We start from the raw sequence: 25,681 nt of genomic DNA, 5'->3' as shown, positions 1-25,681 counted from the left end.
GCGGACTTACCACTGGAGGCTGGCGTCTAGCGCTTGTAGACCGTTGTCTTCTGCAACACCGGGAGCAAACCGGATAGCATCCGCGCGTGTACATTTACCTAGCGAACATAAGGCTGCTGTAAGCGCGGGGATCATCTCCGCGCTTAAGCCTGTGTCCGGCTCCCACCACCAGCGTTCAATATTCAGCACCCCGTTCTTTTTATCCATTACCGGCTCAAACCGCGCAATAAAACGGTCCCCGTAGAGCAGCGGCAGCACATAATAGCCGTATTCCCGTTCAGCTACAGGCTTGTATACCTCCCAGCGGTACGTAAACCCGAATAATTGCCGGATCAGCTCCCGGTCCCAGAGCAGGTTGTCGAGGGGAGCGAGTGCGGCGGCAAAATCTGTTCCAGAGCTGTTATCGTCCGCTTCAGATGCAGACTCTCTAAGTAATACCGCTTCCAGCTCTGGAGCGTCTGAAGTGCGCATATATAGCGGAAGCTTTAGGCCTTCCACGCGTACTTCACGGATGCTGTCGTTAAGTAACAGACGTTCTATGGCGGCTGTCCGCTCCTTGCTCTTCAGGCCGGCAATGCCCAGCCAGCCGTCGCCGGATTTGTTCCACTGCAGGCCGATGCTGCCGATCCGCCGCAGCACATACCAGTCGTGATGCTGCTGCTCGGTCACGTTAGGGTCCTCAGCCTGCAGCAGCTTATCGGGCAGCAGCTTCGCTGTGAAGTCATAGTAGCGGCGTGTATGTACCCGGTGATGCACGCAGAGCTCACCCCAGAAATACATGCTCTCCATAGCGGCACGCGACAATCTTGCAGGCGCCCAGGCCCAGTCGATTTTGTCTTTGCTCTCCAGATCGAGAGAGGAGAGCGGGCCGCGCGTTGTCAGCTCTTCACGGACATGAGACACCATCCCCATCAATCCCTCATTCTTATGATAGCGCTCAGCCGCCATTGCTCTGCGCCGCTGAAAGTAAGGCCAATCCTCCGTGCAATAGATGGACATATTCTTGTCCCAGCCGTCGATCAGCAGCCTGTCTTTGTACAGCAGCTCTGTGGCAAGCTCCGGGGTGAAGCCCGGAATCCGCGCCTGAAGCACCAGCTCATGATTATGTCCGGCGATACTGAGCGGATCATACTGGATGCAGCCCACATGACGAATGAAATCAAAAATGCTTCCCTTTCCGCCTGGCGCACCGCCTGAGACCAGCCGCTGGTGCTGCAGCAAAAAAAGCCGTGCCTGCCGCTTGCTGAGTGTATACGTAACCAAATGCTTCACCCCGATCCATGTATTATCTTCCATTATACGGAACAAACGTTCCCTACACAAGCATGTAAAAGCCCCTGATGAAATTTAATATCATCAGGGGCTGATTTGGTAAGTCTTATGCTTGATTAATTGAAGGCTGCAAAGCTGCTGCCGACAGTTGAACCGGGTCTGCCTGCGGAAGCTCCGAACCGCCGCCAGCTCCAGCACCGAGCTGTAGCTGATACATGCGGAAGTACCGTCCGCCGAGTGCCATCAGTTCGTCATGGCTGCCTCGCTCGACAATTTCGCCGTGATGCAGCACCAGAATCTGGTCTGCGCTGCGGATCGTTGACAGACGGTGCGCGATAATAAAGGTGGTGCGGCCTTTCTTGAGCACCTCCAGCGCGTTCTGAATAATACTCTCCGTTTCGGTATCAATATTGGAGGTAGCTTCATCCAGAATCAGAATCGCCGGATCGAAGGACAACGCTCTGGCAAATGATATCAGCTGGCGCTGGCCTGCCGACAGCGTGCTGCCTTTCTCGATAACCGGCTCATCAAAACCTTGAGGCAGATGGGACAGCAATTTATCTGCGCCGACCTCGCGCAGCGCCCGCTCAACACGTTCGCGTGAGATCCGTTCGTCTTCCAGACTTACGTTGGAGGCAATGGTACCGGTGAAGAGGTATGGGTCCTGCAGCACAATACCCATATGGCTGCGCAGCCATTGCTTCGGTATTCCTGTAACCTCCTGGCCGTCAATCGTAATGGAGCCGCGCTGCGGATCATAGAAACGGAACAGAAGATTGATGATCGAGCTTTTCCCGGAGCCGGTATGGCCGACGAGAGCAACGGTCTCGCCCGGATGTGCCTCGAAGGAGATGTTCCGCAGGACGAAGTCTTTTTTATAAGCAAAAGAGACATCCTTGAACACAACATTCCCTTTGTAACGCGGCATGGTTCCATCTGTGACCGGCTCGCCCGGTTCGTCCATCAGCGTAAATACGCGTCCTGCAGAAACCATGGAGCTGTCGAGGTTCGCGAGCTGGTTGACCATCCCTGTAATCGGCTGGAACATCCGTCCCAGCACATCGACGAAGGCATACAGCACACCGAGTGACACGAAGGTTGAGCCATCCAGACTGCCAAAGCCGAAGTACCACAGCACGAGCACAAAGGAGAGGCTGCGCAGCGCATTTACCAGATTGTGCGAGGTAAAGGCGTTCAGGTTCAGCATTTTATTCTGATACTTCAAATAATCGTCGTTAAGCTTCTCGAATTCCTCCGTACTCTGCTTCTGGCGGCGGAAAATACGGATGATAGACATCCCTTGAATGGATTCATTGATAATGGCATTGATCTCACTAAGCCGCGAGCGGATGATCGTATTGTATTTGGTCGCGATTTTGCGATACAGCACGATCCAGAGCACAACAATCGGTATGATGAACAAGCTGACCAGACCAAGCCGGAAGTCCAGCAGGAACAGGGCGACATAGACACCGATAATATTGATAATCCCTGTGCTGAAGTTGGATAATACGGCGATGAACAGGTCCTTGACCGCTTCGGTATCATTCGTAACCCGGGAAACCACCTTGCCCGCAGGCAAATTGTCGAAAAAGTGGACCGGCAGCCGCTGGATATGCGCATACACATCTGTTCGCAGCTTGCGGATTACCTGATTGGCCGAGGATTGCAGCCAGTAGGTTTTACCGAATTCGGCAAAGATAGAGATGACAAGGAACAGTCCATACAAGCCCACAAGCTCATAAATTCCCGGCAATTCTGGTTTGTAAAAGGAAAAAAGATCATTTGCCGACAGCTTTACAGCGGGGTAGACGGCTTCTTGGTCTCCGCGCTGGATATGCAGCGCTCCGTCACGGTAGGTCCGCTTGCCTTCGGGCTGCGCTACCGGCTCATTGATGAAATAGAAGCTCTTACCCGCCTGCAGCAGGCGAATCTCCTGGCCTTTGGCCTCATCCGGTGCAAAGCGGTCACCGCGTTTGTAAAAGGTATTGTTATATTCAGCTGCATCCTCGGACGAGGAAGTCTGAAAGTATGGCTTCTCGATAGCCAGCATATGATTGTCGATCATGTTCTTGGCGATAAATGGTCCCGCGAGCTCGGCAGCCACTCCAATGCTAAGCAGCAAAAGGGCTGCGATGAACGTTTTTTTGGCAGTTAAAGCATACTGCAGCAGGCGTTTGCCTGTACTCTGTGTCACAGTGACACCTCCTAAAGGGTATTCCGAATGTTAATTCCGGGGAGCATGGCGCAGCTAAGCTGCTGATTAATCATTAGTCAGGTTATTCTCCACCTGCTGGCGGTCGAACTGCTCACGGTACCAGCCGTTCATCTCCAGCAGCTCCTGATGGGTGCCGCGTTCAGTGATACGCCCATTGTCCAGCACGACGATCAGATCGGCATGCTCGATGGCGGAAAGACGGTGGGTGGAGATTAATGTGGTTTTGCCTGCGCGTTCCTCACGGATATTCTCTATAATTTTGGCTTCGGTCCGGGCATCCACGGCGGACAGCGCATCATCCAGAATCAGAATATCGGGATTAGCGATAAAGGCTCTGGAGATGGATACACGCTGCTTCTGTCCTCCGGAGAGGGAGACGCCGCGCTCACCGACCAGTGTGTCCAGACCATCGGACAAAGTGCCAAGATCATTCTGGAAGGCAGCAGCCGTGATAGCCTCCATGATCTTCTCGTCGCTGGCTTGATAGTGTCCGAACTGGATGTTCTCGCGCACGGATTTGGAGAACAGGATCTGCTCCTGCGGCACATAGCCCACCCAACTGTGCAACTGATCGAGCGCGATCTGTTCAATCGCCACATCGGAGATCAGAATATCACCTTGACCGGTTGGATATTCATGGAGCAACTGCTTCAGCAGTGTTGATTTACCGCTGCCGGTACGGCCGACCACACCCAGCGTCTGCCCCTGGGACAATTTGAAGCTGACACCGCTCAGGTTGTCAATCGTCGAGGTCGGATACCGGAAGGTAACATCCTTCAGTTCAATGCTGGTCGGATAGGTTACCGGGGTCGGATGCGGAACATCCTCCACATCGGGCTTGCAATTCAGCGTTTCGTCAATACGCTCCAGAGAAGCGCCGCCACGCTGCATGATGTTGATCAGCTCGCCGATGGCGAACATCGGCCAGACAATCATCCCGAGATACATATTGAAGGAGACCAGGTCCCCTAGTGTAATCTGATTGCGGAATACAAGATAGATACCGTAGGTGAGCGCGATAATGTAGCTTAGCCCTACGCACAGCCGGATCGTTGGCTCGAAAAAGGAATCGACCTTGGCAACGGCCATATTTTTGCGGTATACATCATCAGTAATGTCCGCAAACCGTTTCTCGTCATGCCGTTCCTGCACATAGGCGCGGATGACGCGGATACCGGACACTGATTCCAGCACCTGGTCGTTCATATCCCCGAAGGCGTCCTGTGCCAGACTGTAACGGTCATGAATTGCTTTACCGTAGAAAATCATCGCGATAGCGATCAGAGGCAGCGGTAATACGGCGGCAAGCGTCAGCTTCCAACTGACCAGAAAGCCCATAGCCATCAGCACTACCGTGAGATAAAAGGTTGAATCCGTAAGTGTGAGCATCCCGAAACCTACGGTTGCCGAGACGGCCCGGATGTCATTGGTGGCCCGGGCCATCAGGTCGCCGGTACGGTTGCGCTCGAAGAACGAAGGCGTCATCGTCATCAGACGGCTCATGAAGCGGGAACGAAGGAGGCGTTCCACGAGGTTAGAGCCTCCGAACAGCTTGTGCATCCATATGTAAGTGACCCAATAGATGATCAGCAGCATGAACACAATCATGCCGATGTACATAAGCAGTGAAGATGTGGTTATTGAACCGTTGACGATGTCATCAATGGCATTGCCAAGCAGGCGGGGAGGCAGCAGCTCAAGCACACCTGCAGCGATTAGCAGAATTAGGCCAATCGCATAACGCTTTTTTTCGCGGCGGAAAAACCAGCCGAGATTGCGAAGAACGGAGAACAAGGGGAATCCCTTCCTTTCATGTTGTAATGGTTGTCGGCTTCTTGCAGAGAATTACTGACTTGCCTCATCAATGTTAGTGGGAAGTTCTAGGCGGCAAACAAAAAGGCATACCATCCGATAACGGACGATATGCCTGTAATTTACAGCAGCTATCATGTCAACGGTGCTAATTGCAGCACAGTGACATGGAAGAGACTTGCACGATCTGATATCAAACGGTACGCGTAACACGCATGATTCTCAGGAGGGTTCCACTACTAGGGCTGCTTCGGTATTCAGTTGTGACTTCTTGCCGACAATAGTTAGGAAATACATAGGTACAATTTTAAACACCGAGCTCACCCCTTTCATTAATTTTGGTAATAACTTGAAACGCTTCGTTATGTGTTTGAGTTTATCACCCGGCTTCAAGAATTGTCAAATGTAATTTTGAATAACCTGCAAATAAGTTGTATGATATATTATGTATTTGCAATTTAAAATATCATCATATGTTCACCAGGATCAAGAAAAACGGGAGGTGCTTAGAAAGATGAATATGCTGATTAGCCCGGATGCCGCCGCCTGGTTCAAGCGGGAGCTTAGTTTGCAGCAAGGGGATTATATTCGCTTATTTCCCCGTTACAGCTCGGGCGGAGGACTGCATCCCGGTTTTTCGCTGGGAATCGCAACCGAGCCGCCGGGCCGTCCTGCTGTGCAGGCTGAGCAGGGGGGCATTGTTTTTTATATGGAAGAGCAGGATTTATGGTATATGGAAGGGTACAGCCTGTCCATTGTGTATTCCAAAGATGAGGATGATATCGAATATACGTATGAACCGCAGCCGGTAACCGGCGGTGTGAAGGAGTGATCCAGCCGCAAGGCGGATCAGCACATACTTAGCACAAAAGCCCTCGCCATTAGTTTGGCAGGGCTTTTTATGTTGGTTGGTTAGCTGGAACAGGACCATGTATGGATGCTGAAGCATTAGTGCGAGCTGCGGAAGGTTTCTTCCTCCATAGCAAATTCAAAATCGTCAATATCATACACCTGAACAGGTACACCGCCTTCGATGATACGCTGGATCAGCTCGAACTGGTCGGTTAGAATCGGTACTTTCTCCCGCTGTGAAGCGAGCAGCAGCTCTGTCTCAATCGGGTCGAAGGTTTCTCCATATGTGGCATTATCAACGCTGTTGATAATCGTGACCTGTGCCTGGCTGCCGAGCAGAATCCCGGAGCTTTTGGCCCAAGGGACGTTCAGGCAGCGGTTGATCTTCTTGGAATTCAGCGGTTCCTCGAAATAGGCAATCAATTCGCGGATTTTGAGCTTCACATGCTGGTCGTCCTCTGCATGGCTCATCAGAGGCTCGTCGCTGTCCCGCAGTTCGTATAATTCCATCACGGTGGTATAAGGCACAATATATTCTACAGGGCTTCTCGGAACAAGAAGCTGGCCGTAAATCGCCATCATGACGGCTTCTGTCACAAATTGTCTGGACATCATTATCCTCCTGAAGTTCGGGTACTGCTATCGTACTTATGGGTTTAAAAATATAAAAACACTGTGGAGCGTAAATGTCAACTGTACCCAGTCAAAGCGGAAATATTGATTTATATTTATAGATACACTATACTGTAACTATAACACTAAACTGTAACTTAAATCCGATGGAATTTATTAATCATAACAGGAGGTGAACCGGATGAACATCTATACCGGCAAACAACTGGCTGAACTTCTCCAGCAGGAGGATGCGGACATGAATTTGAGGACTATACGGTATTATACGCAAATTGGACTGCTGCCGCCGCTGGAGCTGGCGGGTAACAAGCGTGTGTATACAGATCGGCATCTGGAGTATTTGCGGGCTATTCAGACCTTGTCCAGAAGCGGGGAGAGCCTGGCGAATATTCAGACCAAGCTGTCGGGGTTATCCGACGAAGAAGTCGCTAACATTGGCGGACGCCTGCGGTTCTATCAGCCAGAGCATATTCTGCAGAATGAGACGCTGGTGGTGAGCGAAGACATCATGCTGACGGTGAGTCCGCGAATCTCGGCTGAATTGAGATCAGAGATGATTGAGACCATAGGCCGGCTGCTGAGAGGAGAGAACAAGCTATGAGCGGTGTTGGATTCGTGACTGAAGCGCGCTTCGCCAAATCCTTCTTGGAGAACGAAGAAGGGATCAATCATTTGTGGATAAGAATCGGGCCAATCAACGATGTGGAGCGTGCTTCAGTCCGGCTGCAGCTTCCACAAGGGGTCTACTGGGACGGAAATGCCGGTGATTGCTTCACCGATACTGAAGGCCAAATTATCCTCGACCAGCCACAGTATTCGAATGAGCTGCTGCTGGAAATCTATACGGTTCAGCCGATAGGCTGCGGAGAGACGGAACTCGGCATTATCGTGTCCTGCAGGATGAAGAGCGGAGAGGATCGGGAGAGTGTGCGGATTGTTCCTTTGAAAATTGTGGACGCAGATTCGGCGGAAGCGGAGCAGGCAATTATTGATGAGGAAGTCGTCAGCAAAGTGAAAGAACAGCGGCACAGATTCAAGGCGCAGCATCCTGCGGATCACAGAGACAGTGGTATGCTCGACTGTACGCCCGGCAAGCTGATACGTTATGATCCCTGCTACCGTTCGGAGCTGGAGAAGCAGTATAGGGTTGAGGGGACGGGAAACTAGATTCCTGAGTTATATGCTGCAAAAAAAGGCTGCAATAACGCTCGAATCCAAGCGCTTTTGCAGCCATTATTTAGCGGAGCTGTACCTTATCCTCTTCCGATCAGCAGCGACAGGATGCCGGCTGCGATGAGCGGCCCCACCGGAACGCCCTTAAAGAAAGCTACGCCCAGCACTGTGCCGATCAAGAGGCCGGCGACGATGGTTGGATTGCCGCCGATCAACACTGCTCCCCGCCCGCCAAGGTAAGCGACAAGCATACCGATGCCGATAGCGGTCAGCGACTTCCAGTGCAGGAAGGACTGCCAGATGATTGGCAGCGATATTTTACCGCTGGCCAGAGGTGACATTACCCCGATGGTCAGAATGATAATGCCGACCGTCAGCCCGTACTTTTCCAGCCAGGGAAAAGCCTGCTGCACCCCAAGCACCCGCAGCAGCAGCAGAACAATGACGGCAATCGTTACCGGTGAATTTTTGCTGATAATCCCCAGAGCGGCAAAACCAAGCAGCAGCAAAGAGGTAACATCCATGATGGCGACACACTCCTTTTTCTCTATACTCTTGTATTTCAGGACAGACGTTTCGCAGTGATATGGTCGGCAATCAGCTTGCCGTGTCCCCGGCCGGTTTCGATGAATACCTCATTGGCATTGCGTCCGGAGGCGATAACGCCGGCTACATAAAGCCCGGGAACATTGCTCTCCATCGTCGATGGGTTGAAGGATGGTTTATCCAGATCATCGTTCATCTGCACTCCGGCTGAGGAGAGCAGGGTTCTGCTTGGACGGAAGCCGGTCAACGCCAGCACAAAATCATTATCAAGCTCAGAGACCTCGCCGCTTTGGTTAGTGACAATTACGGACCCCAGTGTGATTTCCGTTACCCGCGATTCTACGTGCAGTGTAATTTTTTCCTTCTGGACCATGCTCTCAAAGATCGGACGGACCCAGGGCTTGATGTTCTCCGAGATGCTGGCCCCCCGGTATACCATATCCACTTTGGCACCGACCCGAATCAGCTCAAGCGCGGCATCCACAGCGGAATTGCTCCCGCCGATTACAGTAACCTTCATACCGGTGTAGGGATGGGCTTCCCCGAAGTAATGTGTTACCTTTGGCAGCTCCTCCCCTGAAATCCCAATCAGATTGGGCTGATCAAAGTAGCCTGTAGAGATGATCACGTTGGCGGCTGTGCGGATCTGGGCTTCGCCGCGTTTGTTCCGGGTATGTACGGCAAAGCTTCCATCCTCCTGAGGCTGAACAGACAAGGCTTCCTCGTATGCCGCGATCTCAAGGTTATGCTGCTCGGCGGCGCGGCGGTAATAGACAAGCGCTTCATGGCGGTACGGTTTGTCATTGGGTGAAGTAAAGGGGACATTCCCGATTTCGAGCAGCGCGGTTGTACTGAAAAACTGCATATTGTTCGGATACAAATAGATCGAGTGGACAATGAAATTTTTCTCGATGATTAGACTGGATAACCCCTGGCGCTGGCATTCTATGGCTGCCGATAGTCCGCAGGGACCCGCCCCGATGATGATGACGTCTTTCATACAGCTTGCAACCTCCTGAAATAATCTGCATTCTCTCTAAAGCGTACCCTAAATTTTAAATTTGCGCCATTCATCCGGGGAATCTGAGCCAATCCTATTGCCCGTATTCATTGAATGGTTTATAATTAGATATATATCTAAACATATTGAGAAGCCGTAAATTCCGTTTGATCATGTATAGGAGAGTGACCCCGGTGCAGCTTGAGAAAATTGTCAATTACCATAAAGCTTTGTCCGATCCGACGCGCATGCGTATTCTGCTGCTGTTATCCAAAGGAGAGATGCACGGACAGGCCTTGGCCGAGAAACTGAATCTGTCGCAGCCCACTGTAACGCATCATGCCGCCAAATTGCGCGAAGCCGCGCTGATCAAAGAGCGGAGAGACAAGAATACGGTCTATTTTACGCTTAATCCAGAGTTTATCGAGGCCTCTTCGGAGGCATCACTGAAATTTATTTTTGCCAAGGGGGCAGAGAATATGGAACAAGAATCGCCTGAACACAGTCTGAAGGAGTCGGTGCTGCGGAACTTTTTCGCTAAAGACGGCCGGCTGCGGCAAATCCCCGCACAATACAAGAAGAAGCTGATCGCGCTGGAATATATGGTGGAGAAGCTCGAACCGGGTCTCGTGTACACGGAAAAAGAGATCAACGAATTTATTAAGCAGTTTCATGAAGACTTTGCCACCATCCGCCGCGAATTCATTATGCATCAATTCATGTACCGGCAGAATGATAAATATGAGCTGAATCCGCCGGAGATATGGACGCACTGGGAAAATGTCAAATAATAGTCTTAAAAATGGGAATTTTCTGTGACGAATGGAAGGCAAGCTGATTAAATGTCTGAATAACGAATAAAATGGAATTGTAAGCGTTATCTGACATATACTTCGAAAGGAGACTTTCAGTATGATATTCAAGCGCGCCAAAAAAAATACGTCACCCGCTGCTCCCACCGTTACCTTGCCGCAGATCAAGCAGGCTGTAAGGCAATTTGAAGAAGATATGCCCGCACCCATCAACCGCACGGCTCTGATTTTGGAGGATAAAAGCATAGATCTGAGCCGGCTGAAACGTTATTTAGGCGGTGTACCGAAGCAGAAGTTCTACATGTCCCGTGAAACGTTTGAAATATTCGAGGAAGCTGACAAGCTGGTCCCTTTTTATCTGGATATCGTTCAATCGGCTGTAGACAATTACATCCAAGATACGGGCAAGCTCCCGCTGGTTGAGGATGCCTGGCTGCCAGAGGTGCATTACCGGCTGCTGGCCAGCGAGCGGTACCTGAAGGAAACACCGCCTTTTCCCCTGTACATCACAGAGGAGGAAATGATGCTGACACATCGGGCGGATCATTTTGAGTAAGAAAGTATATGTTTCACACTGAACGTTATCCTTATATTTCCCGCTGAAACGGGTACCGTCCTTTTAAGGACAGTGTAGCCGTTTCTACTTGTTGTCCGGCTGGCCCTTTTCTTAATGCAACCCCTCATAGTACAATGAATTTCTGATGAATTACGGAACGAAAACCAGTGTATGAGGGGAACTTGGAATGAGAAACGTACAAGCTTTGCTGTTTGATCTGGACAACACGCTAATGGACCGCGACCATACCTTCCGCAGCTTCTGCATGAAATTTGCCGCGGATTTCTTCGGGCACTTGGGGCCGGCTGAGACTCAGCATCTGGTCGAGGATATCATTGTCAGGGATGCGGACGGATACCGCGACAAGGATGGTTTTTTCGCTGAGCTGAGCGAGGTGCTGCCTTGGAAGACAGCGGTCTCTCCGGCGGATATCCGGGCATATTATGACGAAACCTACAACGGGCACGGAGCGCTCATGAAGCATGCCGAGGACATACTGGGCTATTGCCGGGAACGCGGCTACCTGCTCGGGCTTGTGACCAACGGCAAGACGGAGATTCAATATGGCAAAATCGACCTGCTGAAGCTGCGCGGCTACTTCAACACTATTGTTATTTCCGGGGAAGTGGGCATCAGCAAGCCTGATCCGGAGATCTACCGCCTTGCGCTTGAGCGCCTCGGTACAACCGCAGAGGAGACGCTGTTTATCGGCGATCATCCGGTGAACGATATTTGGGGAGCGGCCAAAGCAGGGATGGAAACCATCTGGCTGGAACGCAAGCACTCATGGGATGAGAGTCTGGACGCACACCCGTGGAAAACGATCCATGAGCTGGACGAGCTGAAGGGTATTTTATAACCGGTTTCTAATTTCTGGTTGACATTCTGCTGCAGCTCCGTTTATCATTACAGCATATTAGTTCGGAAGGAGACGATGTTAATGGCAGTTTATACGGTTATTTCGTTATCTGTAATTACTGATCATGATACGTGTCTTCCGGGAACAGCGGCTGTAGAGTAAGAATGAATGCAGCTTAGCGGGTAAGCTCTATGATGCCTTTTAGAGCCGCCGGGAACCGTATCGGTTCCGGCGGCTTTTTTGCGTGAACAGGACACTTGTAATTTCAGCGTTAGCTTTTGCTGTGTCTGTATCGCGCACGGAAAACCCGGTCTCTCCGGCTAGGAGAGATTGTGCTATTCCGTATATGTTTTTACAGAGCTTGTCCTTTTTGCTCATTGGCAGAGGAGAGGCTCTGTGAGAATCGCCGCCGGAACGAATCGTTCCGGCGGCTTTTTGTGTTCCCGGAAATACGTGTAATGGAAGAATGGAACGGCAGGAACTGAGAAGACAACTTTCAGGAGGATCTAAATGACAATTGAACAATATGGCTGGAATGAAGAATGGCAACACAAATGGAATGAACAGCTCCAGAATGAGAAAGGCAGGGAGCTTGTGCCCGGCAGAATTGTCGGCGACTTTGGCAGCAAATACCGCGTGATGGCGGAGACGGGAGAGACTTGGGGAGAGCTGGCAGGCAAGCTCCGGCATACCATGTCCGATTCCGGTGAATATCCGGCGATTGGAGACTGGGTTGTGCTGGCGATGCAGGATGGCGGTGAGCACGCCGTCATTCACGGTGTGCTGCCCCGGCACAGCGTGATCTCGCGGAAAGTAGCCGGGAATACATGGGATGAGCAGATCGTTGCCTCCAATGTGGATACCCTATTCCTGGTAAGTGCCTTGAACGATGATTTTAATGTCCGGCGGATGGAGAGATACCTGATCATGGCGTGGAACAGCGGGGCGAACCCGGTAATTCTGCTGACCAAAGCGGATTTATGCTCCGATGCTGAGGCCAAAATCTCCGAGATGGAACGGGTAGCTCCAGGGGTTGCCATACACGCAGTCAGCGCACTGCTTGGCGACGGGAGGGAAGAGCTGCTGCCTTACATTGGCTACGGACAGACGGTGGCTCTGACCGGCTCCTCAGGCTGCGGCAAATCGACGATGGTCAACTGGCTCAGCGGACAGAACCTCCAGCTTACCCAGGATGTTAGAGAAGGGGACAGCCGGGGACGGCATACAACCACGCACCGGGAGCTGTTCGTTCTGCCGGACGGCGGCATTATTGTGGATACTCCCGGAATGCGTGAGCTACAGCTGTGGGAAGACGAGGGCGGTCTCGACCTGGCCTTCGGCGATATCAGCAGTCTTGCAGCCGAATGCCGGTTCAGCGACTGCAGCCATGTGCGCGAGGAAGGCTGCGCTGTTTTGGAGGCGGTAGCCGCCGGAGTGCTGGATGAGAAGCGGCTGCTGAATTACCGTAAAACCCAGAAGGAGCTGCTGTACCAGAGCAGCAAAGAGGAGAAGCAGAAGCGTAAAACTGCGTCTTCTGCAACGAAGGCAGGAGGCTCCCGTACCAGGGATACAAGCTGGCGCAGAGAACTGGAAGAATATTGACAGTGAACTATATAAATTGAACTAAAGAAAATATAAAAGGGCCGAAGTGACGGAGGGGAAGTTTGGAACTGGAGGAGCGGTAGCGACCGCCTTTGTCTGCGGATTTCCACCGCGAAGAGCGGTAACAATCAAGAAATCTGCAGACAACAGCGGCCGGAAGTCCAAACATTCCCCGCAGTTACGACCAGACCCCAATGATGAAAATCTATAGTTCAATTTATATAGCATGAAATTATAAAGAGGGTCTCCAGACAGCCTGTAAATGGCTGTAGGAGACCCTCTTTACTGTCTGGCAGCGGCTTCCGGGAGAGGCCGCTGCCTATATATAAATAAAAGTCTGGATAATGCTTGATAACAGATGTCTCAGTAAAAGTGCGGATATCTAAATAAATTACCGGACTTTTAACACGGGTTGTGTTTTAGAACGATGCTGCTGTAGTTTTTGCCAGTTGCAAGCCATTGGCAATGATTTCAGCAGATTGCTGCGGGTTCGCATTGTGGCCTTCGATGATTACCTGCTCAACATTCTTGAAGCCCCAGAAGTTCAGCATGCCGGCAACAAAGTTAACCGCCATTTCAATACTTGCAGCCGGACCTTCGGAATAAACGCCGCCTCTGGCGTTCAGGATAACTGCTTTTTTGTCAGTTACCAGACCAACTGGGCCTTCAGCAGTGTATTTAAAGGTAATACCAGCCTGGCTCAAGTAGTCAATGTAAGTATGCAGTACTGCTGGAACAGTCAAGTTCCACAGCGGGAAACCAAAGACTACCTTGTCAGCAGCCAGGAATTGATCCACATATTTTTTAACAGTTGCAGCACCGGCAGCTTCTTCAGGAGTAGCTTCGTAGCCTTGAGCTGCTTTGTACATACCAGTAATCAGTGTGTTGTCATAGTAAGGAAGCTGTTCAGCGAACAGGTCCAATTCGGTAACTGTGTCCTGAGGATGGGATGCCTTGTAGCTTGCCAAAAATTCATTGTACAGCTGAACACTTACAGCTTGTTCTGCTGGACGGTTATTTGCTTTGATAAAAAGGACATTAGACATTATAAATTCTCCTTAGGTGTATAATATTTATTAACTATAAATAATATAGCATTAGCTTTTTTGTTTGTAAATATCCTTTGCTTAAATTTTTTGATGTACGGGTGGTGCTTACAAAAAAACTATCCCTCTAGTAGAGGGATAGCGCCAATGAATCATTTTCACTGTAACTGTGCAATATAGCTTCAGAGCCTTTAATTTCGATACTAATCAGAGAATTCAGACATTTTTGCAGAGCGCTTTTGCCTTTTTGAATTTTGAGCTCCAGCGTGCTGTTAAGCAATCGAAGTACTTTTTGGGTAGGCTGTTTATTTTCTGTAGTGATGTACACAGGTACTGTCTTGTTCTGAAATGTAATGAGCATTCTCATTTAACAATCACCTCGCTACAAGTCTTTCATGGTATTGATCTTACCTCTTGTTTCTTAATTTTACCTTAAAATTAGCTTATGATAACATAAAGATTACAAGTTTTATAGCTTGAAGCCTCTTTCCGGGAAGGAAACATTGATGTGAACAATAAAGATGAGGGATATTTAGCGCATTTTCTGTTTCCTGAAATATCAGGAGATAAGAAAATAAGAGATGTGCTGAAAAGAGCTGCCCCAGAACGGATATGCCGGGTAAAGTTTAATGAGGGGAAGTACGTTCAGGATATATGCCTTCAAGTGCACAGGGATAGACTTCAAATTACCAGCATAAAAGAAGCGGACACCTTCAGCATTAAGCTAAAGGAGCCCGATGAGATTCGGCGTGCCTGTTATTATTTGCTGAATTGCTCCTTTGATCTTACAGACACCGACCTTTCGGACGCTCCTGCTTTACTAATGTCGAAACGAAAATATGAGGAGCTGAAGAATAAAGCCGGCACTTATACTTTGTTTTTTTTGTCTCAATGCCTGACTGCCGAAACAGGGGATCAGGAGTACTCCGCAAAGCTGGCTAAGGTGATGAAGAGCCGTATTGCAGAGGGAGAGCTGAAGCTATGCTCACGCCATGAGGGAGTGTGGAAGCTGCAGCAGGTTTCTTTTATGGAAGATGCCACTGGCGGCTGGCTGGTGCGTGTCAGCTGCGAGGCATCAGAAGATTGGATCATTGCCGTACCGCTGACAAGGGCGCATCTATGCTCCATCTTTTACAATTGGGTAATGCTTACAGTGAAATAGGGAGGAGTGTGAGTCGTTCGTAGGCCACAACTCCTTCGTTGCCGGAGCATAGTAACGGACTGCCAGGCTCTCAGGTGGTTTGACCGGCAGCGGCTTCATCCGCCGTCCAGCGCATAGGCTCCCAGGTGCCTTCATCCGGCCTGGTGCCAAGCATCCCAATCTTCTCTCCATAATAAAATACAAGGATTTCCGGGCAGGGTCAGCAGCATGGACGCGCCCATTTTGGCATGCTCCGGCTTGTTCTGCAACTGCCCCCAAGACTTCCCCTGCAAGATTCCCTATTGCCCAAATCATCCTTCGTAGAAGTTACGCAGTATAGAGCGTAGATCTTGTGCAAACGTTGCACATCATGTCAATTAACCTTTCTGTAGGCATTCGCATATGCTTTTAGCAAGGGCGAAAGACCCGGAAGAAAGGAGAATGAAGGATGAAGTCCAGGAAAAAAATATCATTGTCGCTCATGATCTTCACCCTGTGTGTTTCGGTGCTCGCCGGCTGCGGCGGAGATTCGGCGGCGGTAAAGGTGAAAGTTGGTGAAGTTACCCGTTCTGTCTTTTACGCGCCCGAATATGTGGCACTTACGCAGAATTTCTTCAAGGATGAGGGGCTGGATGTGGAGCTGCAGACGATTCCGGGCGGCGATAAAACAATGACGGCACTGCTCTCAGGAGCGATTGATGTGGCGCTTGTCGGCTCGGAAACTTCCATTTATGTCTACCAGCAGGGGACGGATGATCCGGTTATTAATTTTGCCCAGCTAACGCAGCGGGACGGCACGTTCCTGTTCGCCCGAAAAGCCGATGCCAATTTTAATTGGGACAAATTGAAGGGGAGCACCTTCCTCGGCCAAAGAAAAGGCGGGATGCCGCAAATGGCCGGTGCGTTCACTCTCCTGCAAAAGGGCATTGACACGGAAAAGGACCTTACCTTGATTCAAAATATCGACTTTGCCAATATCGCCGGAGCCTTTGCCTCTGGAACAGGCGATTATGTGCAGCTCTTTGAACCGACAGCCTCCATCTTTGAACGTGAGGGACGCGGCCAGGTGGTTGCTTCTTTCGGTGTAGAGAGCGGCTATCTGCCTTATACAGTCTTTATGTCGAAGGATAGCTACATTAGTAAAAACGGCGATACCGTGCAGAAATTCACCAATGCGATCCAGCGGGCGCAGCTTTGGGTAAAGGAGCACAGCCCGGAGGAGATTGCTGATGCGATTCTTCCATATTTTGATAAGACGGACCGGGAAATCGTAGTCTCTTCGGTTAAGCGATATAAGGAGCAGGATACGTATGCAGTGAACCCGGTTGTGGACTATAAAGAGTGGAACAATCTTCTGGATGTCATTGAGAACGCTGGTGAACTGAAGGAACGTATTCCCGAAGGGAAGATTGTCAACAACAGCTTTGCCGAAAAAGCCGAAGCCAGCGTAAAGTGAGTGACGAATGCTTACGAAGCGAGTTTTGCCGGAGTAGTTCACGGAAGTCTATGCTAACAAAACTAGGCGGATGCTTACGAAGCGAGTTTTATTGCGAAGAATCTCAATGATGTTATGCTCCATAAAACTTAAGTGAATGCTTACGAAGTGAGTTTTGCCGAAGTAGTTCACGGAAGTCTATGCTAACAAAACTAGGCGGATGCTTACGAAGCGAGTTTTATTGCGAAGAATCTCAATGATGTTATGCTCCATAAAACTTTTAGGAGGGGCGATATGCTTCCCATTGTGCAGTTAAAGGAAGTGACGCATGCCTATCTGGGGGACCGCGAGGCGTCGCTTGCCATTGAGAGCTTCAGTCTAAACGTTGAAAAGGGCGAGTTCGTCAGCCTGGTTGGACCCAGCGGCTGCGGCAAAACTACGCTCCTGTCGATCATTGCCGGACTGCTGCGGCCCTCGCGCGGTGAAGTGCTTGTGAGCGGACGCACAATTGAAGGCCCCTCTCCAGAGGTGGGGTACATGCTGCAGCAGGATTATCTTTTTCCCTGGCGGACGATATTGGATAATGCGCTGCTGGGACTTGAGCTGACCGGCAGTCTGAACGAAATCTCAAGGAAGAAGACTCTAAAGCTGCTGGAGGAGATGGGGCTTGCGGGCAAGGAGCAGGCCTTACCGTCCCAGTTGTCGGGCGGCATGCGCCAGCGGGTGGCACTGGTGCGGACGCTTGCTACGAATCCGGGGCTGCTGCTGCTGGATGAGCCTTTTTCCGCTCTGGATTACCAGATCAAGCTACAGCTTGAGGATCTGGTATCGGAGACTTTGCGCAGCCGCGGGACTACGGCGATTCTTGTCACCCATGATTTGTCCGAGGCGATAGCGGTCAGCAGCCGGGTGATCCTGCTGCAGCGGAATCCGGGGAAGATCCGCAAAATTTTTACAGTTCCCGAAGCGATTCGCCGCACGCCCCCATTGTATGCACGTGACTTGCCGGGGTTCGCAGAGCTTTTTCATGAAGTATGGAAGGAAATGGAGCTGGCAGGGAGGGAAGGCTTATGAAATCCGTCGAGCAAATTGAGTTGGCAGCCTCCCGTGCGTTATGGCTGGAAGAGAAGCACGGAGAATACCGGAAGAAAAAGCGGCGCTGGCGAAGCAGGGTTAATGCTGTACGCGGCAGTCTGCTGGTGCTGTTCTTTGTTCTGTGGGAAGCAGGAGCCAGGCTGGGCTGGCTGGATGAGCTGCTGTTCAGCTATCCGACGAAGGTCTTCCGCCAGATTTGGGGAGACATGGTCAGCGGAAGTCTGTGGCCGCATCTGGGCATGACGGTCGGTGAGACGGTGGTCGGATTTGTGCTTGGTACATTGCTTGGTACGCTGCTGGCCGTCATTATTTGGTGGTCGCCTTTTTTATCTGCGGTGCTTGATCCCTATATGGTCGTATTTAACAGTATGCCGAAGGTGGCATTGGGCCCGATTTTTATCGTGATGTTCGGCGCGGGTTTTACGGCGATTGTTGTCACAACATTGTCCATTACCGTTATCATTACAACGCTTGTAGTTTATAACAGCTTCTGCAGTGTAGACCCCAATCTTGTGAAAGTGGTCAGGTCCTTTGGAGCCTCGCGGGTACAGGAATTCAGCAAGGTGATTCTGCCGGCTTCTTTTCCGGCCATTGTCTCCACACTGAAAGTGAATGTTGGCATGTCCTGGGTAGGTGTTATTGTGGGTGAGTTTTTGGCCGCAAAAACCGGGCTGGGATATTTGATTATTTATGGCTTCCAGGTGTTCAATTTCACACTAGTCATGTCCAGCCTGTTAATTATTGCTGCTGTGGCTACTGGCATGTATCAACTGGTGGTGTATGTGGAGAAGCTGCTTTTGTCGAGAAGATGAGAATGATGTCATATTGTGCAGCCCTGCAAAATCTTGTACCATGACTATAGCTTCATCTGAACAAAACAGTCATTATGTTTTTAACCTGCTATTTCACGCGAAAACGATTTACAAAGCTTGCAAGGAGAGGTATTTACATGGGATTTCGGGTTATCAAAACAGCGGCCGCGACGCTGCTGTCCATCCTGCTGGCAGCCGCTGTGGGCATTCCCAACGCGCAAAGTGCCGGGCTGCTGGCGATTCTGGGTGTGGAAACCACCCGCAAAAGGAGTCTCCGCACGATTACGGCGCGTTTTCTCGCATCGCTTGTGGGACTCTTTTTCGGCTGTATTCTGTTCTTTACCCTCGGCTTCCATTATTGGGTGCTGGGTCTGTATGTGCTGATCGGATTTCCCATGATCGTAAAATCAGGCTATAAGGAGGGCATTGTCACCAGCTCGGTTATCGTCTTCCGTGTGTTTGGACAAGCTGAGCTGTCCGTGCATGTTCTGCTGCAGCAGATTGAGCTGCTGCTGATCGGACTCGGGTCGGCCGGACTAGTCAATCTGATCTATATGCCGCAGACGGGCGGGGTTATTGCGGCAATCCGCAAAGAGGTAGACGGCTATTTTTCCGTTATTTTTACGCAAATGGCGGTTACTCTGCGTGATCCGGGGTATTTATGGGACGGCAAAGAGCTGATTGGTGCAAACCAGGCGGTGCAGCGTGGCCTAACGGCGGCTTCAAGGGAAATGGAGAATCATGTCATTCACCCGGATGAAGCCTGGAATGTCTACTTCTATATGCGCAAGGAGCAACTGGAGTCGATCCAGAATATGATGCAGCTTCTCTCGCAGGTCTACCGCCAATTGCCGCACGGTGACATGGTCGCGGACCTGTTCGATCAGCTTAGCAACGATGTGCTGGCCGAAGAATATACAGGCCGGACGGAGAAGCTGCTGGACGGGCTTGAGCAGGAATTCCAGGGAATGGAGCTGCCGGAAACCCGTGAGGAATTCGAGGTCCGTTCCGCGATTTTGCAGCTATGCCGCGAGCTCTCGCTGTATCTGAATATCGCCAAAAGGTATAAAATGCCGGTCGATAGTAAGCCGGTGAAACGGTCCTTGACGACAAAAGGAAATTCATAAGCAGGGTTGTAAATAAGGAGCAGGTATTAACATTTAAGTGAGAAATCACGATATGATATGTATGAACAAAAAGTGAACGGTTTATTAATGCTGTGTTCATTTTATGTTCAGGTACGCAGGTGTACTCTGTATTATCATTATAAATGGAAGGGCCATATCCCAATTACAGCAGCTAATTCACAAGCTGTGAATTCTGCACTGGCAGGTGAAATCAGTGAACAACGGCAATGAACAATATATTGGCAAACAGCTCGCAGACAACCTCTTCAATCGCAGCGGTGTATTTGTGCTGCCGGCAATGACGCTACTGAACTCGGAGCATGTCCGGTTAATCACCCAGCACCGGATTATTCTGGAGCCTCATGACGTGATACAGCTTGACAGTGCAGCCTTCTATCAGCTCGCCGTAGATGAATGTACAGAGGCGATGGAGCATATTTTCGAAGAGTTCCGTTATACCAAGAGCAAACGGCTGCCGATGCTTGAGCTAAGAAATGAAGTAATCCCCTTCATCCAGCAGGTAAGCGAAAAGAACGATTTCTATGGAATCCTGGCTGCGCTGCAGACAAAAGATGATTATACATACAGACATAATGTCGCGGTGGGGATATTGTCAACACTTCTCGGCAAGTGGCTCAAGATGAAGCCGGAGGAGCTCAGCATGCTGACCACTGCCGCAACGCTGCACGACATCGGGAAGATTATGATTCCAGCGGAAATCCTGACGAAGCCGGGTCCGCTGGATACTGAAGAGTTTGAGGTAATGAAGAAGCATACCACCCTTGGCTATGAGATGATCAGGGACACGGTAGGCACAACCCACATGCAAGCGCTCGTTGCACTGCAGCATCACGAAAGACTGGACGGCAGCGGATATCCGTTCGGCGTACTGGGACACCGGATTACCGATTTCAGTAAAATCGTTGCCGTCGCGGATATTTTTCATGCGATGACCTCGGACCGTTATTACCGTTCGGCCGCACCGCTCTATGAGGTGCTTACGCAGATGGAGGAAAATGTCTACGGCAAGCTTGATCCATATATTTGCAGGGTCTTTATCAATAAGCTAATGCAGTCGATGATAGGCAACGATGTGGTGCTGACGGACGGCAGGGTCGGGAAAATCATCATGATTCTGGCCCACGATCCGCTTCATCCGCTGGTGAATATCGGCGAGGATTTCATTGATCTCAGCAAGCATAGAAAGCTGGGAATTGTGCGGGTGCTTCCGCAATAACTTAACACTTCAGGCCCCTGCAGATTCTGCGGGGGCTTTTTGGCGCATATCATATTTTACTACTGAATCTAATGCTAAGGCTCTTGGAGGGCTTACCCAAATTTATTTCTACTCTAACAATCAACAAATGCCCAGAACGTGCATACACTTGATAGTGAATGATTGTATGGAGGAGGTTCAAAGATGTCATTAAGCCATAAACGTCAGACAAGGGAGATCATTACGAAGGCAATTTGCGGCAAAGGTCGTAAGTTCTCTACAGCAACCCATACCGTGACTCCGCCACACCATCCGACGAGTATTCTGGGGGCTTGGATTATCAACCACCAGTATGAAGCGGTTGCCGCCGGGAACGGAATCGAAGTAATTGGTACTTATGATGTAAACATCTGGTACTCGTACGACAAAAACAAGCAGACCGAGGTAGCCAAGGAAACGGTCTCCTATGTGGAGCTTATTCCGCTGTCGTATCTGGACCCGAGACACCGTGCTTCCACGGTTGAGGTCTCTGCGGAGGCAACGCAGGAGCCTAATTGCGTGGAAGCAGGCGTATCACCGGGCGGCGGCAGTGTGACACTCCGCGTAGAACGGGAATTCGAGGCGGAATTGGTGGCTGAGACCAAAGTCCGTGTGTATGTCACTGATCAAAGCGATGATCCGGAAGACAAGGATTTTGATTTTGACGGTGAAAGCTTCGATTACGATGATCTCGACCCCGACGCCCTGGATGATGAGCTGTAAGGAAGGGATGCACCGCCGCCGGCTGAATATCGGGTGGGTTATAGTCCATTATATGTAGTTGTGGCGGCGGTGAGAGGGCGAATGCCCTCCTTTTTTATTTTTTTTGAAAAATGGGCGCGGGGAAGCTGAAATGGTAAGGGTAACGGCAGAATGGGGATTATCAGGGCAGAGGTTATATAAGATGAATTAAATAGCTGCAGAGAGCGCGGCAGTCGGCTTGCCATGCTCCAGCCGGGAGGAGGCGGGTTAATGAATGAGGGGTATGAGACATATAGAGAGCTATCATTTAAGCAGCGGGAGAATAGATTGCGCCGAAGCGGACTGGAAGCTTCATTGACTCCGGCTGGTAAAGGTGCAAATGAGATTGCTACATATGGAAGTAATCCGGCTACGGGTAATTATAGACAATGCTATCGCATTCGTGTTCTCGGGCTTTCTGTGCTTGAGATTCTGCCGCTGGGAACAGGAGCGGCCATGCAAGCCGCGGCTTTAACAGCCCGCAGCGGCCCAAGCGAAAGCAGGGGGCGTGCAAGGGCTGGGGTACAGAACGGCTTAAGGGGAAGTGTAAGGGAGGCTGTGGAGGGGACGGAGAGAGTTGGGGATGTCGGTGAGCGGCGGGGGATGACGGGGATTAAAGTTCGCGGAGGAGCCGGGGTGGAGAACAGTTCCAGGGTAAGCGAAGGGGAGCAAGCGGAGGAAGGGACGGAGAGAGTTGTGTACTCTGGCGAGGGCCGAGTGGCGGCGGGGATTACAGCTCGCGATAGAGCCGGGGTGGAGAGCAGTCCCAGGGTAAGCGTAGGGGGAGAAGTGGAGGAGGGGACGGCGAGAGCCGGGAATGCTGGTGAGTGGCGTGGGGTGACGGGGATTAAAGCTCGCGGAGGAGCTGGGGGAGAGGACAGTCCTGGGGAAAGCGTAGGGGGAGAAGTGGAGGAGGGGACGGCGAGAGCCGGGAATGCCGGTGAGTGGCGCGGGATGACGGGGATTAAAGCTTGCGGAGGAACCGGGGGAGAGGACAGTCCTTGGGAAAGCGTAGGGGGAGAAGTGGAGGAGGGGACGGCGAGAGTTGGGTATGCTGGTGAGCGGCGTGGGGTGATGGGGATTAAAGCTCGCGGAGGAGCCGGGGTGGAGAATAGTTCCAGGGTAAGCGTAGGGGGAGAAGTGGAGGAGGGGACGACGGCGAGAGTTGGGTATGTTGGTGAGCGGCGTGGTACGGCAAAGATTATGCAAGGTATAGCTGTTCGTGCGCTGTACAGCCTGGGCCTGGACAGCGGTGATGTATTGCTCAAGGCGATGGGGGAGCGGCGCTACATTGTGGCGGCGGTCACTCCGCTGCGGGCAGCGGCTGGACAACCGCTGCCCGCGCCTTACCAGGCGGCTGCGCTGGCGCTAGGCCGCGCCCTTGCATTGGAGCAGCCCGGCCGACCCGGGCTGCTTATGGGCATGGACCCGGAGTTCCTCCTGCTCCGGGAGTCCACGGGCCGCGTCGTGCCGGCGTCGCGGTACCTGCCCCTGGACGGCGTCGCCGGCTGCGACGCCGGACCTCCGGGAACGCGCGGCGCGTTCCCGGTCGCCGAGCTGCGCCCTGCGCCGCGCGGAGAACCGCGCGCGCTGCTGGCGCAGCTAATGTCCGCCGCACGCACGGCGGACCGGCTCATTGCCGACCGCTCGCTGAGCTGGCGGGCGGGAGGCATGCCGCTGCGGGGCTGGGCCCTCGGCGGCCACCTGCACTTCAGCGGCGTGACGCTGACGGCGCCGCTGTTGCGCGCGCTCGACAACTATCTCGCGCTGCCGCTGCTGCTGCTGGAGGACGCCAGGGCCTCGGCCCGGCGTCCGAGATACGGGGTGCTCGGCGATTTCCGTATTCAGCCGCATGGCGGCTTTGAATACCGGACCTTGCCGAGCTTCCTGGTGTCCCCGGTCATCGCGAAAGGGGCGGTCTTCCTGGCTCACCTGATTGTGAGCCGTTATGAAGACCTGACCCTGCGTCCGCTCGACCGGGAAGACCTGCACGCCGCCTACTACAGCGGCGACAAGCCCCCGCTGCGCGCCGCGTTCCTGCCGCTGGCGGCACAGCTTCGTGCGCTGCCCGGCTATGCGCAGGCCGCGCGCTACATAGAGCCGCTGCTTCGCGGCATTGCCGCGGGACAGACCTGGGATGAATCCCGCGACATCCGGGAGCTGTGGTGCAGCGATAATCATCCATGATTGACTTGGCTGCACAGTAAGCTTTTTTTGACTCAGGCTTAACTTTGTACAACATGGAATCACTACGCCTCCAGCGTCAATACTACGTCTAAAGGCTGCCTATTCAAGCCGCGCGCTTACGAAACTAAAAGTAGGAAAATAAGGAGAAGTATTAGGTTGAGGAAGCAATCATAAATAACAGTTAAAATACCGTTATTGGCCCGTGGCTGTTGGGGTGCGCAGAAATAATGGCAAAACTGAGTTATTGGAGCTGAGGCGGTTGGGGGTGTACAAATAACAGCAAAAATGCCGTTGCTGGGGCCGTGGCAGTAGGATTAGGCAGAAATAGCAGCAATAATGCAGTTGTTGGGGCCATGGCGGTCGGGCTGGGCAGAAATAACAGCAAAAACGCCGTTGTTAGGCCCGTAGCGGTCGGGCTGGGCAAAAATAACAGCAAAAATGCCGTTGTTAGGCCCGTGGCGGCGGGGTTCGGCAGAAATAACAGCAAAAACGCCGTTCTTGAAGCCCTGACATTCAGCCCGCACCAAAAGCCGCCCTGCACGATTGCTGCAGGCAGCATCGTATCAGGCGGCTTAACTTTTCACTATGTAACTCCTAAGTTCCATATTACAAATAATACATCGACCAGAAACCGATATCCTTAAAGCCGAGCTTTTTGTAAATCATAGCTGCCTTGGGATTGTCATAGAAAAGGCATAATGATCTGCCTTCCGCAAGCAAATCGGCGCATAGCCGGGTTACGACGTGTTTGGCCAAGCCTTTACCCCTGTAATCCGGATGCGTGGCTACAGCGACGACCATCGCTGACATCGAATTTTCCGCAGTGGTGGATGCCGTAACGATCACTTTGCCGTCCTGCTCCATGAAATAGGTTCGGCCGGTGCCGCTGTCCAGCGTCTTCAGCAGACTTTTCCGCGAATCATTCCGGCTGCTTAGAAATTCTTCGATTTGATCTGTAAGCGAACAAATAGCGTCCACATCGTGTATCGTTGCCTTTTTAATAATCCCCGAAGAAGCTGCCGCTGTGCGGATTTCCTCATTTATCTCCGTGAGCTCGGCGAACAGCAATTGTTTTTCCGTCCTGAAGCTCAGTTGTTCAGTTAATGCCCGCACCACCTGTGCCGAGCCGGAGATCATCTCGCTTTTCCCGCCTGCCCGGATCAGTTCAGCAAACCCTGCCGCATCATAGGGACCATCGGCATACGGCAAATAGCTTCCATAGAAGCGCAGAAGAACTGCTTTAAGCTGCCCGTCCGCATCATCCAGTTCACCCCACAGCTCCATAAAATCCTGCTCAAATCCAAAATTTTCGATATCCCCGATAATGAACAAATTGATAGCCGGGTCCTTTCGCAGCAGCGCCATCAGCGGCTCTCTGTCTGCCTCGCTCAGTTTACGAATCATTGTTGCTGCCTCCCTAAGTATCTCTAGTATCAAATAATGTCTGCTTTTTATTTTACAGCATATGGAATGAAAAGCACGTCTTTCTTTCAGCCTGCGGATTTCC

At 51.5% G+C, this 25,681-nt stretch carries 25 protein-coding genes; 15 read left to right on the top strand and 10 right to left on the bottom strand.

Annotated features, from left to right (window positions below):
• Window positions 1-6 precede the first annotated feature (6 nt).
• The 3 genes from AC0LWN_RS04045 to AC0LWN_RS04035 all read right to left on the bottom strand — a co-directional run bounded on the left by AC0LWN_RS04045 (window position 7) and on the right by AC0LWN_RS04035 (window position 5,284).
• Entirely contained in the window at window positions 7-1,296 is a 1,290-nt protein-coding gene (locus AC0LWN_RS04045; RefSeq protein ID WP_474663312.1) for a winged helix-turn-helix domain-containing protein, read from the bottom strand.
• Window positions 1,297-1,378: 82 nt separating this feature from the next.
• A complete protein-coding gene (locus AC0LWN_RS04040) occupies window positions 1,379-3,469 on the bottom strand; it encodes an ABC transporter ATP-binding protein (RefSeq protein WP_474663311.1) in 2,091 nt (696 codons plus the stop codon).
• A 66-nt stretch (window positions 3,470-3,535) separates the two neighbouring features.
• Window positions 3,536-5,284: an ABC transporter ATP-binding protein gene (locus tag AC0LWN_RS04035; protein WP_474663310.1), complete on the bottom strand. Its 1,749-nt coding sequence runs from the start codon at window positions 5,282-5,284 to the stop codon at window positions 3,536-3,538.
• A gap of 532 nt (window positions 5,285-5,816) precedes the next feature.
• On the opposite strand from AC0LWN_RS04035, the gene AC0LWN_RS04030 reads away from it, so the two are divergent.
• Window positions 5,817-6,134, top strand: a complete 318-nt coding sequence (locus AC0LWN_RS04030) for a HesB/YadR/YfhF family protein (RefSeq protein ID WP_474663309.1) — start codon at window positions 5,817-5,819, stop codon at window positions 6,132-6,134.
• Between the two features lie 116 nt (window positions 6,135-6,250).
• Here the strand turns inward: AC0LWN_RS04030 and AC0LWN_RS04025 are convergent, their stop codons facing one another.
• On the bottom strand, window positions 6,251-6,766 hold the full coding sequence (locus tag AC0LWN_RS04025) for a hypothetical protein (protein ID WP_019910642.1): 516 nt from the start codon (window positions 6,764-6,766) through the stop codon (window positions 6,251-6,253).
• A gap of 202 nt (window positions 6,767-6,968) precedes the next feature.
• On the opposite strand from AC0LWN_RS04025, the gene AC0LWN_RS04020 reads away from it, so the two are divergent.
• Entirely contained in the window at window positions 6,969-7,388 is a 420-nt protein-coding gene (locus tag AC0LWN_RS04020; protein ID WP_474663308.1) for a MerR family transcriptional regulator, read from the top strand.
• Window positions 7,385-7,954, top strand: coding sequence for a hypothetical protein (locus tag AC0LWN_RS04015; RefSeq protein ID WP_474663307.1), 570 nt, complete (start codon window positions 7,385-7,387; stop codon window positions 7,952-7,954). The genes AC0LWN_RS04020 and AC0LWN_RS04015 overlap by 4 nt, the downstream gene beginning before the upstream one ends.
• Before the next feature lie 86 nt (window positions 7,955-8,040).
• On the opposite strand, the gene AC0LWN_RS04010 is transcribed toward AC0LWN_RS04015, so the two are convergent.
• Entirely contained in the window at window positions 8,041-8,484 is a 444-nt protein-coding gene (locus AC0LWN_RS04010) for a DUF441 domain-containing protein (RefSeq protein ID WP_474663306.1), read from the bottom strand.
• Between the two features lie 38 nt (window positions 8,485-8,522).
• Entirely contained in the window at window positions 8,523-9,506 is a 984-nt protein-coding gene (locus AC0LWN_RS04005; RefSeq protein ID WP_474663305.1) for a YpdA family putative bacillithiol disulfide reductase, read from the bottom strand.
• A 194-nt stretch (window positions 9,507-9,700) separates the two neighbouring features.
• Between AC0LWN_RS04005 and AC0LWN_RS04000 the strand changes: the two genes are divergently transcribed.
• The 4 genes from AC0LWN_RS04000 (at window position 9,701) to rsgA (ending at window position 13,335) form a co-directional block, all read left to right on the top strand.
• Window positions 9,701-10,297 (top strand): DUF2087 domain-containing protein, encoded by a 597-nt coding sequence (locus AC0LWN_RS04000; protein ID WP_474663304.1) that lies wholly within the window; start codon window positions 9,701-9,703, stop codon window positions 10,295-10,297.
• 121 nt (window positions 10,298-10,418) lie between these two features.
• Window positions 10,419-10,874, top strand: coding sequence for a DUF3939 domain-containing protein (locus AC0LWN_RS03995; RefSeq protein ID WP_474663303.1), 456 nt, complete (start codon window positions 10,419-10,421; stop codon window positions 10,872-10,874).
• 187 nt (window positions 10,875-11,061) lie between these two features.
• A complete protein-coding gene (locus AC0LWN_RS03990) occupies window positions 11,062-11,733 on the top strand; it encodes an HAD family hydrolase (RefSeq protein ID WP_474663302.1) in 672 nt (223 codons plus the stop codon).
• Between the two features lie 510 nt (window positions 11,734-12,243).
• Window positions 12,244-13,335 (top strand): ribosome small subunit-dependent GTPase A, encoded by a 1,092-nt coding sequence (rsgA, locus tag AC0LWN_RS03985; protein ID WP_474663301.1) that lies wholly within the window; start codon window positions 12,244-12,246, stop codon window positions 13,333-13,335.
• A gap of 419 nt (window positions 13,336-13,754) precedes the next feature.
• Here the strand turns inward: rsgA and AC0LWN_RS03980 are convergent, their stop codons facing one another.
• A complete protein-coding gene (locus tag AC0LWN_RS03980; protein ID WP_474663300.1) occupies window positions 13,755-14,381 on the bottom strand; it encodes an FMN-dependent NADH-azoreductase in 627 nt (208 codons plus the stop codon).
• Between the two features lie 127 nt (window positions 14,382-14,508).
• Window positions 14,509-14,748 (bottom strand): hypothetical protein, encoded by a 240-nt coding sequence (locus tag AC0LWN_RS03975; RefSeq protein WP_019910652.1) that lies wholly within the window; start codon window positions 14,746-14,748, stop codon window positions 14,509-14,511.
• A 297-nt stretch (window positions 14,749-15,045) separates the two neighbouring features.
• On the opposite strand from AC0LWN_RS03975, the gene AC0LWN_RS03970 reads away from it, so the two are divergent.
• The 8 genes from AC0LWN_RS03970 to AC0LWN_RS03935 all read left to right on the top strand — a co-directional run bounded on the left by AC0LWN_RS03970 (window position 15,046) and on the right by AC0LWN_RS03935 (window position 24,174).
• Window positions 15,046-15,543, top strand: a complete 498-nt coding sequence (locus AC0LWN_RS03970) for a hypothetical protein (RefSeq protein WP_474663299.1) — start codon at window positions 15,046-15,048, stop codon at window positions 15,541-15,543.
• A gap of 427 nt (window positions 15,544-15,970) precedes the next feature.
• Window positions 15,971-16,978 (top strand): ABC transporter substrate-binding protein, encoded by a 1,008-nt coding sequence (locus AC0LWN_RS03965; protein WP_474663298.1) that lies wholly within the window; start codon window positions 15,971-15,973, stop codon window positions 16,976-16,978.
• A gap of 273 nt (window positions 16,979-17,251) precedes the next feature.
• Window positions 17,252-18,031, top strand: a complete 780-nt coding sequence (locus tag AC0LWN_RS03960) for an ABC transporter ATP-binding protein (RefSeq protein ID WP_474663297.1) — start codon at window positions 17,252-17,254, stop codon at window positions 18,029-18,031.
• Window positions 18,028-18,864, top strand: a complete 837-nt coding sequence (locus AC0LWN_RS03955) for an ABC transporter permease (RefSeq protein WP_458962461.1) — start codon at window positions 18,028-18,030, stop codon at window positions 18,862-18,864. Before AC0LWN_RS03960 ends, AC0LWN_RS03955 begins: the two co-directional genes overlap by 4 nt.
• Before the next feature lie 137 nt (window positions 18,865-19,001).
• Window positions 19,002-19,991 (top strand): aromatic acid exporter family protein, encoded by a 990-nt coding sequence (locus AC0LWN_RS03950; RefSeq protein ID WP_474663296.1) that lies wholly within the window; start codon window positions 19,002-19,004, stop codon window positions 19,989-19,991.
• Window positions 19,992-20,205: 214 nt separating this feature from the next.
• Window positions 20,206-21,228, top strand: coding sequence for an HD-GYP domain-containing protein (locus tag AC0LWN_RS03945; protein ID WP_019910663.1), 1,023 nt, complete (start codon window positions 20,206-20,208; stop codon window positions 21,226-21,228).
• 183 nt (window positions 21,229-21,411) lie between these two features.
• Complete coding sequence (locus AC0LWN_RS03940; RefSeq protein WP_458962458.1) at window positions 21,412-21,969, top strand: outer spore coat protein CotE; 558 nt, start codon at window positions 21,412-21,414, stop codon at window positions 21,967-21,969.
• 249 nt (window positions 21,970-22,218) lie between these two features.
• Window positions 22,219-24,174, top strand: a complete 1,956-nt coding sequence (locus AC0LWN_RS03935) for a putative amidoligase domain-containing protein (RefSeq protein ID WP_474663295.1) — start codon at window positions 22,219-22,221, stop codon at window positions 24,172-24,174.
• A 314-nt stretch (window positions 24,175-24,488) separates the two neighbouring features.
• On the opposite strand, the gene AC0LWN_RS03930 is transcribed toward AC0LWN_RS03935, so the two are convergent.
• Both AC0LWN_RS03930 and AC0LWN_RS03925 read right to left on the bottom strand, forming a co-directional pair.
• The gene (locus AC0LWN_RS03930; RefSeq protein WP_474663294.1) at window positions 24,489-24,701 is read right to left on the bottom strand and encodes a hypothetical protein; all 213 of its coding nucleotides are present in this window, start codon (window positions 24,699-24,701) and stop codon (window positions 24,489-24,491) included.
• Window positions 24,702-24,780: 79 nt separating this feature from the next.
• On the bottom strand, window positions 24,781-25,578 hold the full coding sequence (locus tag AC0LWN_RS03925) for a GNAT family N-acetyltransferase (RefSeq protein WP_474663293.1): 798 nt from the start codon (window positions 25,576-25,578) through the stop codon (window positions 24,781-24,783).
• Between the last annotated feature and the right edge of the window lie 103 nt (window positions 25,579-25,681).

This window comes from Paenibacillus sp. sgz302115, from assembly GCF_056120445.1.
This window is presented reverse-complemented; position numbering and strand designations above follow the sequence as displayed.

Bases quoted from the DNA above. Each gene is read 5' to 3' on its own strand.
- AC0LWN_RS04045 (WP_474663312.1), bottom strand. From the start codon at position 1,296: ATGGAAGATAATACATGGATCGGGGTGAAGCATTTGGTTACGTATACA.
- AC0LWN_RS04030 (WP_474663309.1), top strand. From the start codon at position 5,817: ATGAATATGCTGATTAGCCCGGATGCCGCCGCCTGGTTCAAGCGGGAG.
- AC0LWN_RS04025 (WP_019910642.1), bottom strand. From the start codon at position 6,766: ATGTCCAGACAATTTGTGACAGAAGCCGTCATGATGGCGATTTACGGC.
- AC0LWN_RS04020 (WP_474663308.1), top strand. From the start codon at position 6,969: ATGAACATCTATACCGGCAAACAACTGGCTGAACTTCTCCAGCAGGAG.
- AC0LWN_RS04015 (WP_474663307.1), top strand. From the start codon at position 7,385: ATGAGCGGTGTTGGATTCGTGACTGAAGCGCGCTTCGCCAAATCCTTC.
- AC0LWN_RS04010 (WP_474663306.1), bottom strand. From the start codon at position 8,484: ATGGATGTTACCTCTTTGCTGCTGCTTGGTTTTGCCGCTCTGGGGATT.
- AC0LWN_RS04005 (WP_474663305.1), bottom strand. From the start codon at position 9,506: ATGAAAGACGTCATCATCATCGGGGCGGGTCCCTGCGGACTATCGGCA.
- AC0LWN_RS03995 (WP_474663303.1), top strand. From the start codon at position 10,419: ATGATATTCAAGCGCGCCAAAAAAAATACGTCACCCGCTGCTCCCACC.
- AC0LWN_RS03990 (WP_474663302.1), top strand. From the start codon at position 11,062: ATGAGAAACGTACAAGCTTTGCTGTTTGATCTGGACAACACGCTAATG.
- rsgA (WP_474663301.1), top strand. From the start codon at position 12,244: ATGACAATTGAACAATATGGCTGGAATGAAGAATGGCAACACAAATGG.
- AC0LWN_RS03980 (WP_474663300.1), bottom strand. From the start codon at position 14,381: ATGTCTAATGTCCTTTTTATCAAAGCAAATAACCGTCCAGCAGAACAA.
- AC0LWN_RS03975 (WP_019910652.1), bottom strand. From the start codon at position 14,748: ATGAGAATGCTCATTACATTTCAGAACAAGACAGTACCTGTGTACATC.
- AC0LWN_RS03965 (WP_474663298.1), top strand. From the start codon at position 15,971: ATGAAGTCCAGGAAAAAAATATCATTGTCGCTCATGATCTTCACCCTG.
- AC0LWN_RS03960 (WP_474663297.1), top strand. From the start codon at position 17,252: ATGCTTCCCATTGTGCAGTTAAAGGAAGTGACGCATGCCTATCTGGGG.
- AC0LWN_RS03955 (WP_458962461.1), top strand. From the start codon at position 18,028: ATGAAATCCGTCGAGCAAATTGAGTTGGCAGCCTCCCGTGCGTTATGG.
- AC0LWN_RS03950 (WP_474663296.1), top strand. From the start codon at position 19,002: ATGGGATTTCGGGTTATCAAAACAGCGGCCGCGACGCTGCTGTCCATC.
- AC0LWN_RS03940 (WP_458962458.1), top strand. From the start codon at position 21,412: ATGTCATTAAGCCATAAACGTCAGACAAGGGAGATCATTACGAAGGCA.
- AC0LWN_RS03935 (WP_474663295.1), top strand. From the start codon at position 22,219: ATGAATGAGGGGTATGAGACATATAGAGAGCTATCATTTAAGCAGCGG.
- AC0LWN_RS03925 (WP_474663293.1), bottom strand. From the start codon at position 25,578: ATGATTCGTAAACTGAGCGAGGCAGACAGAGAGCCGCTGATGGCGCTG.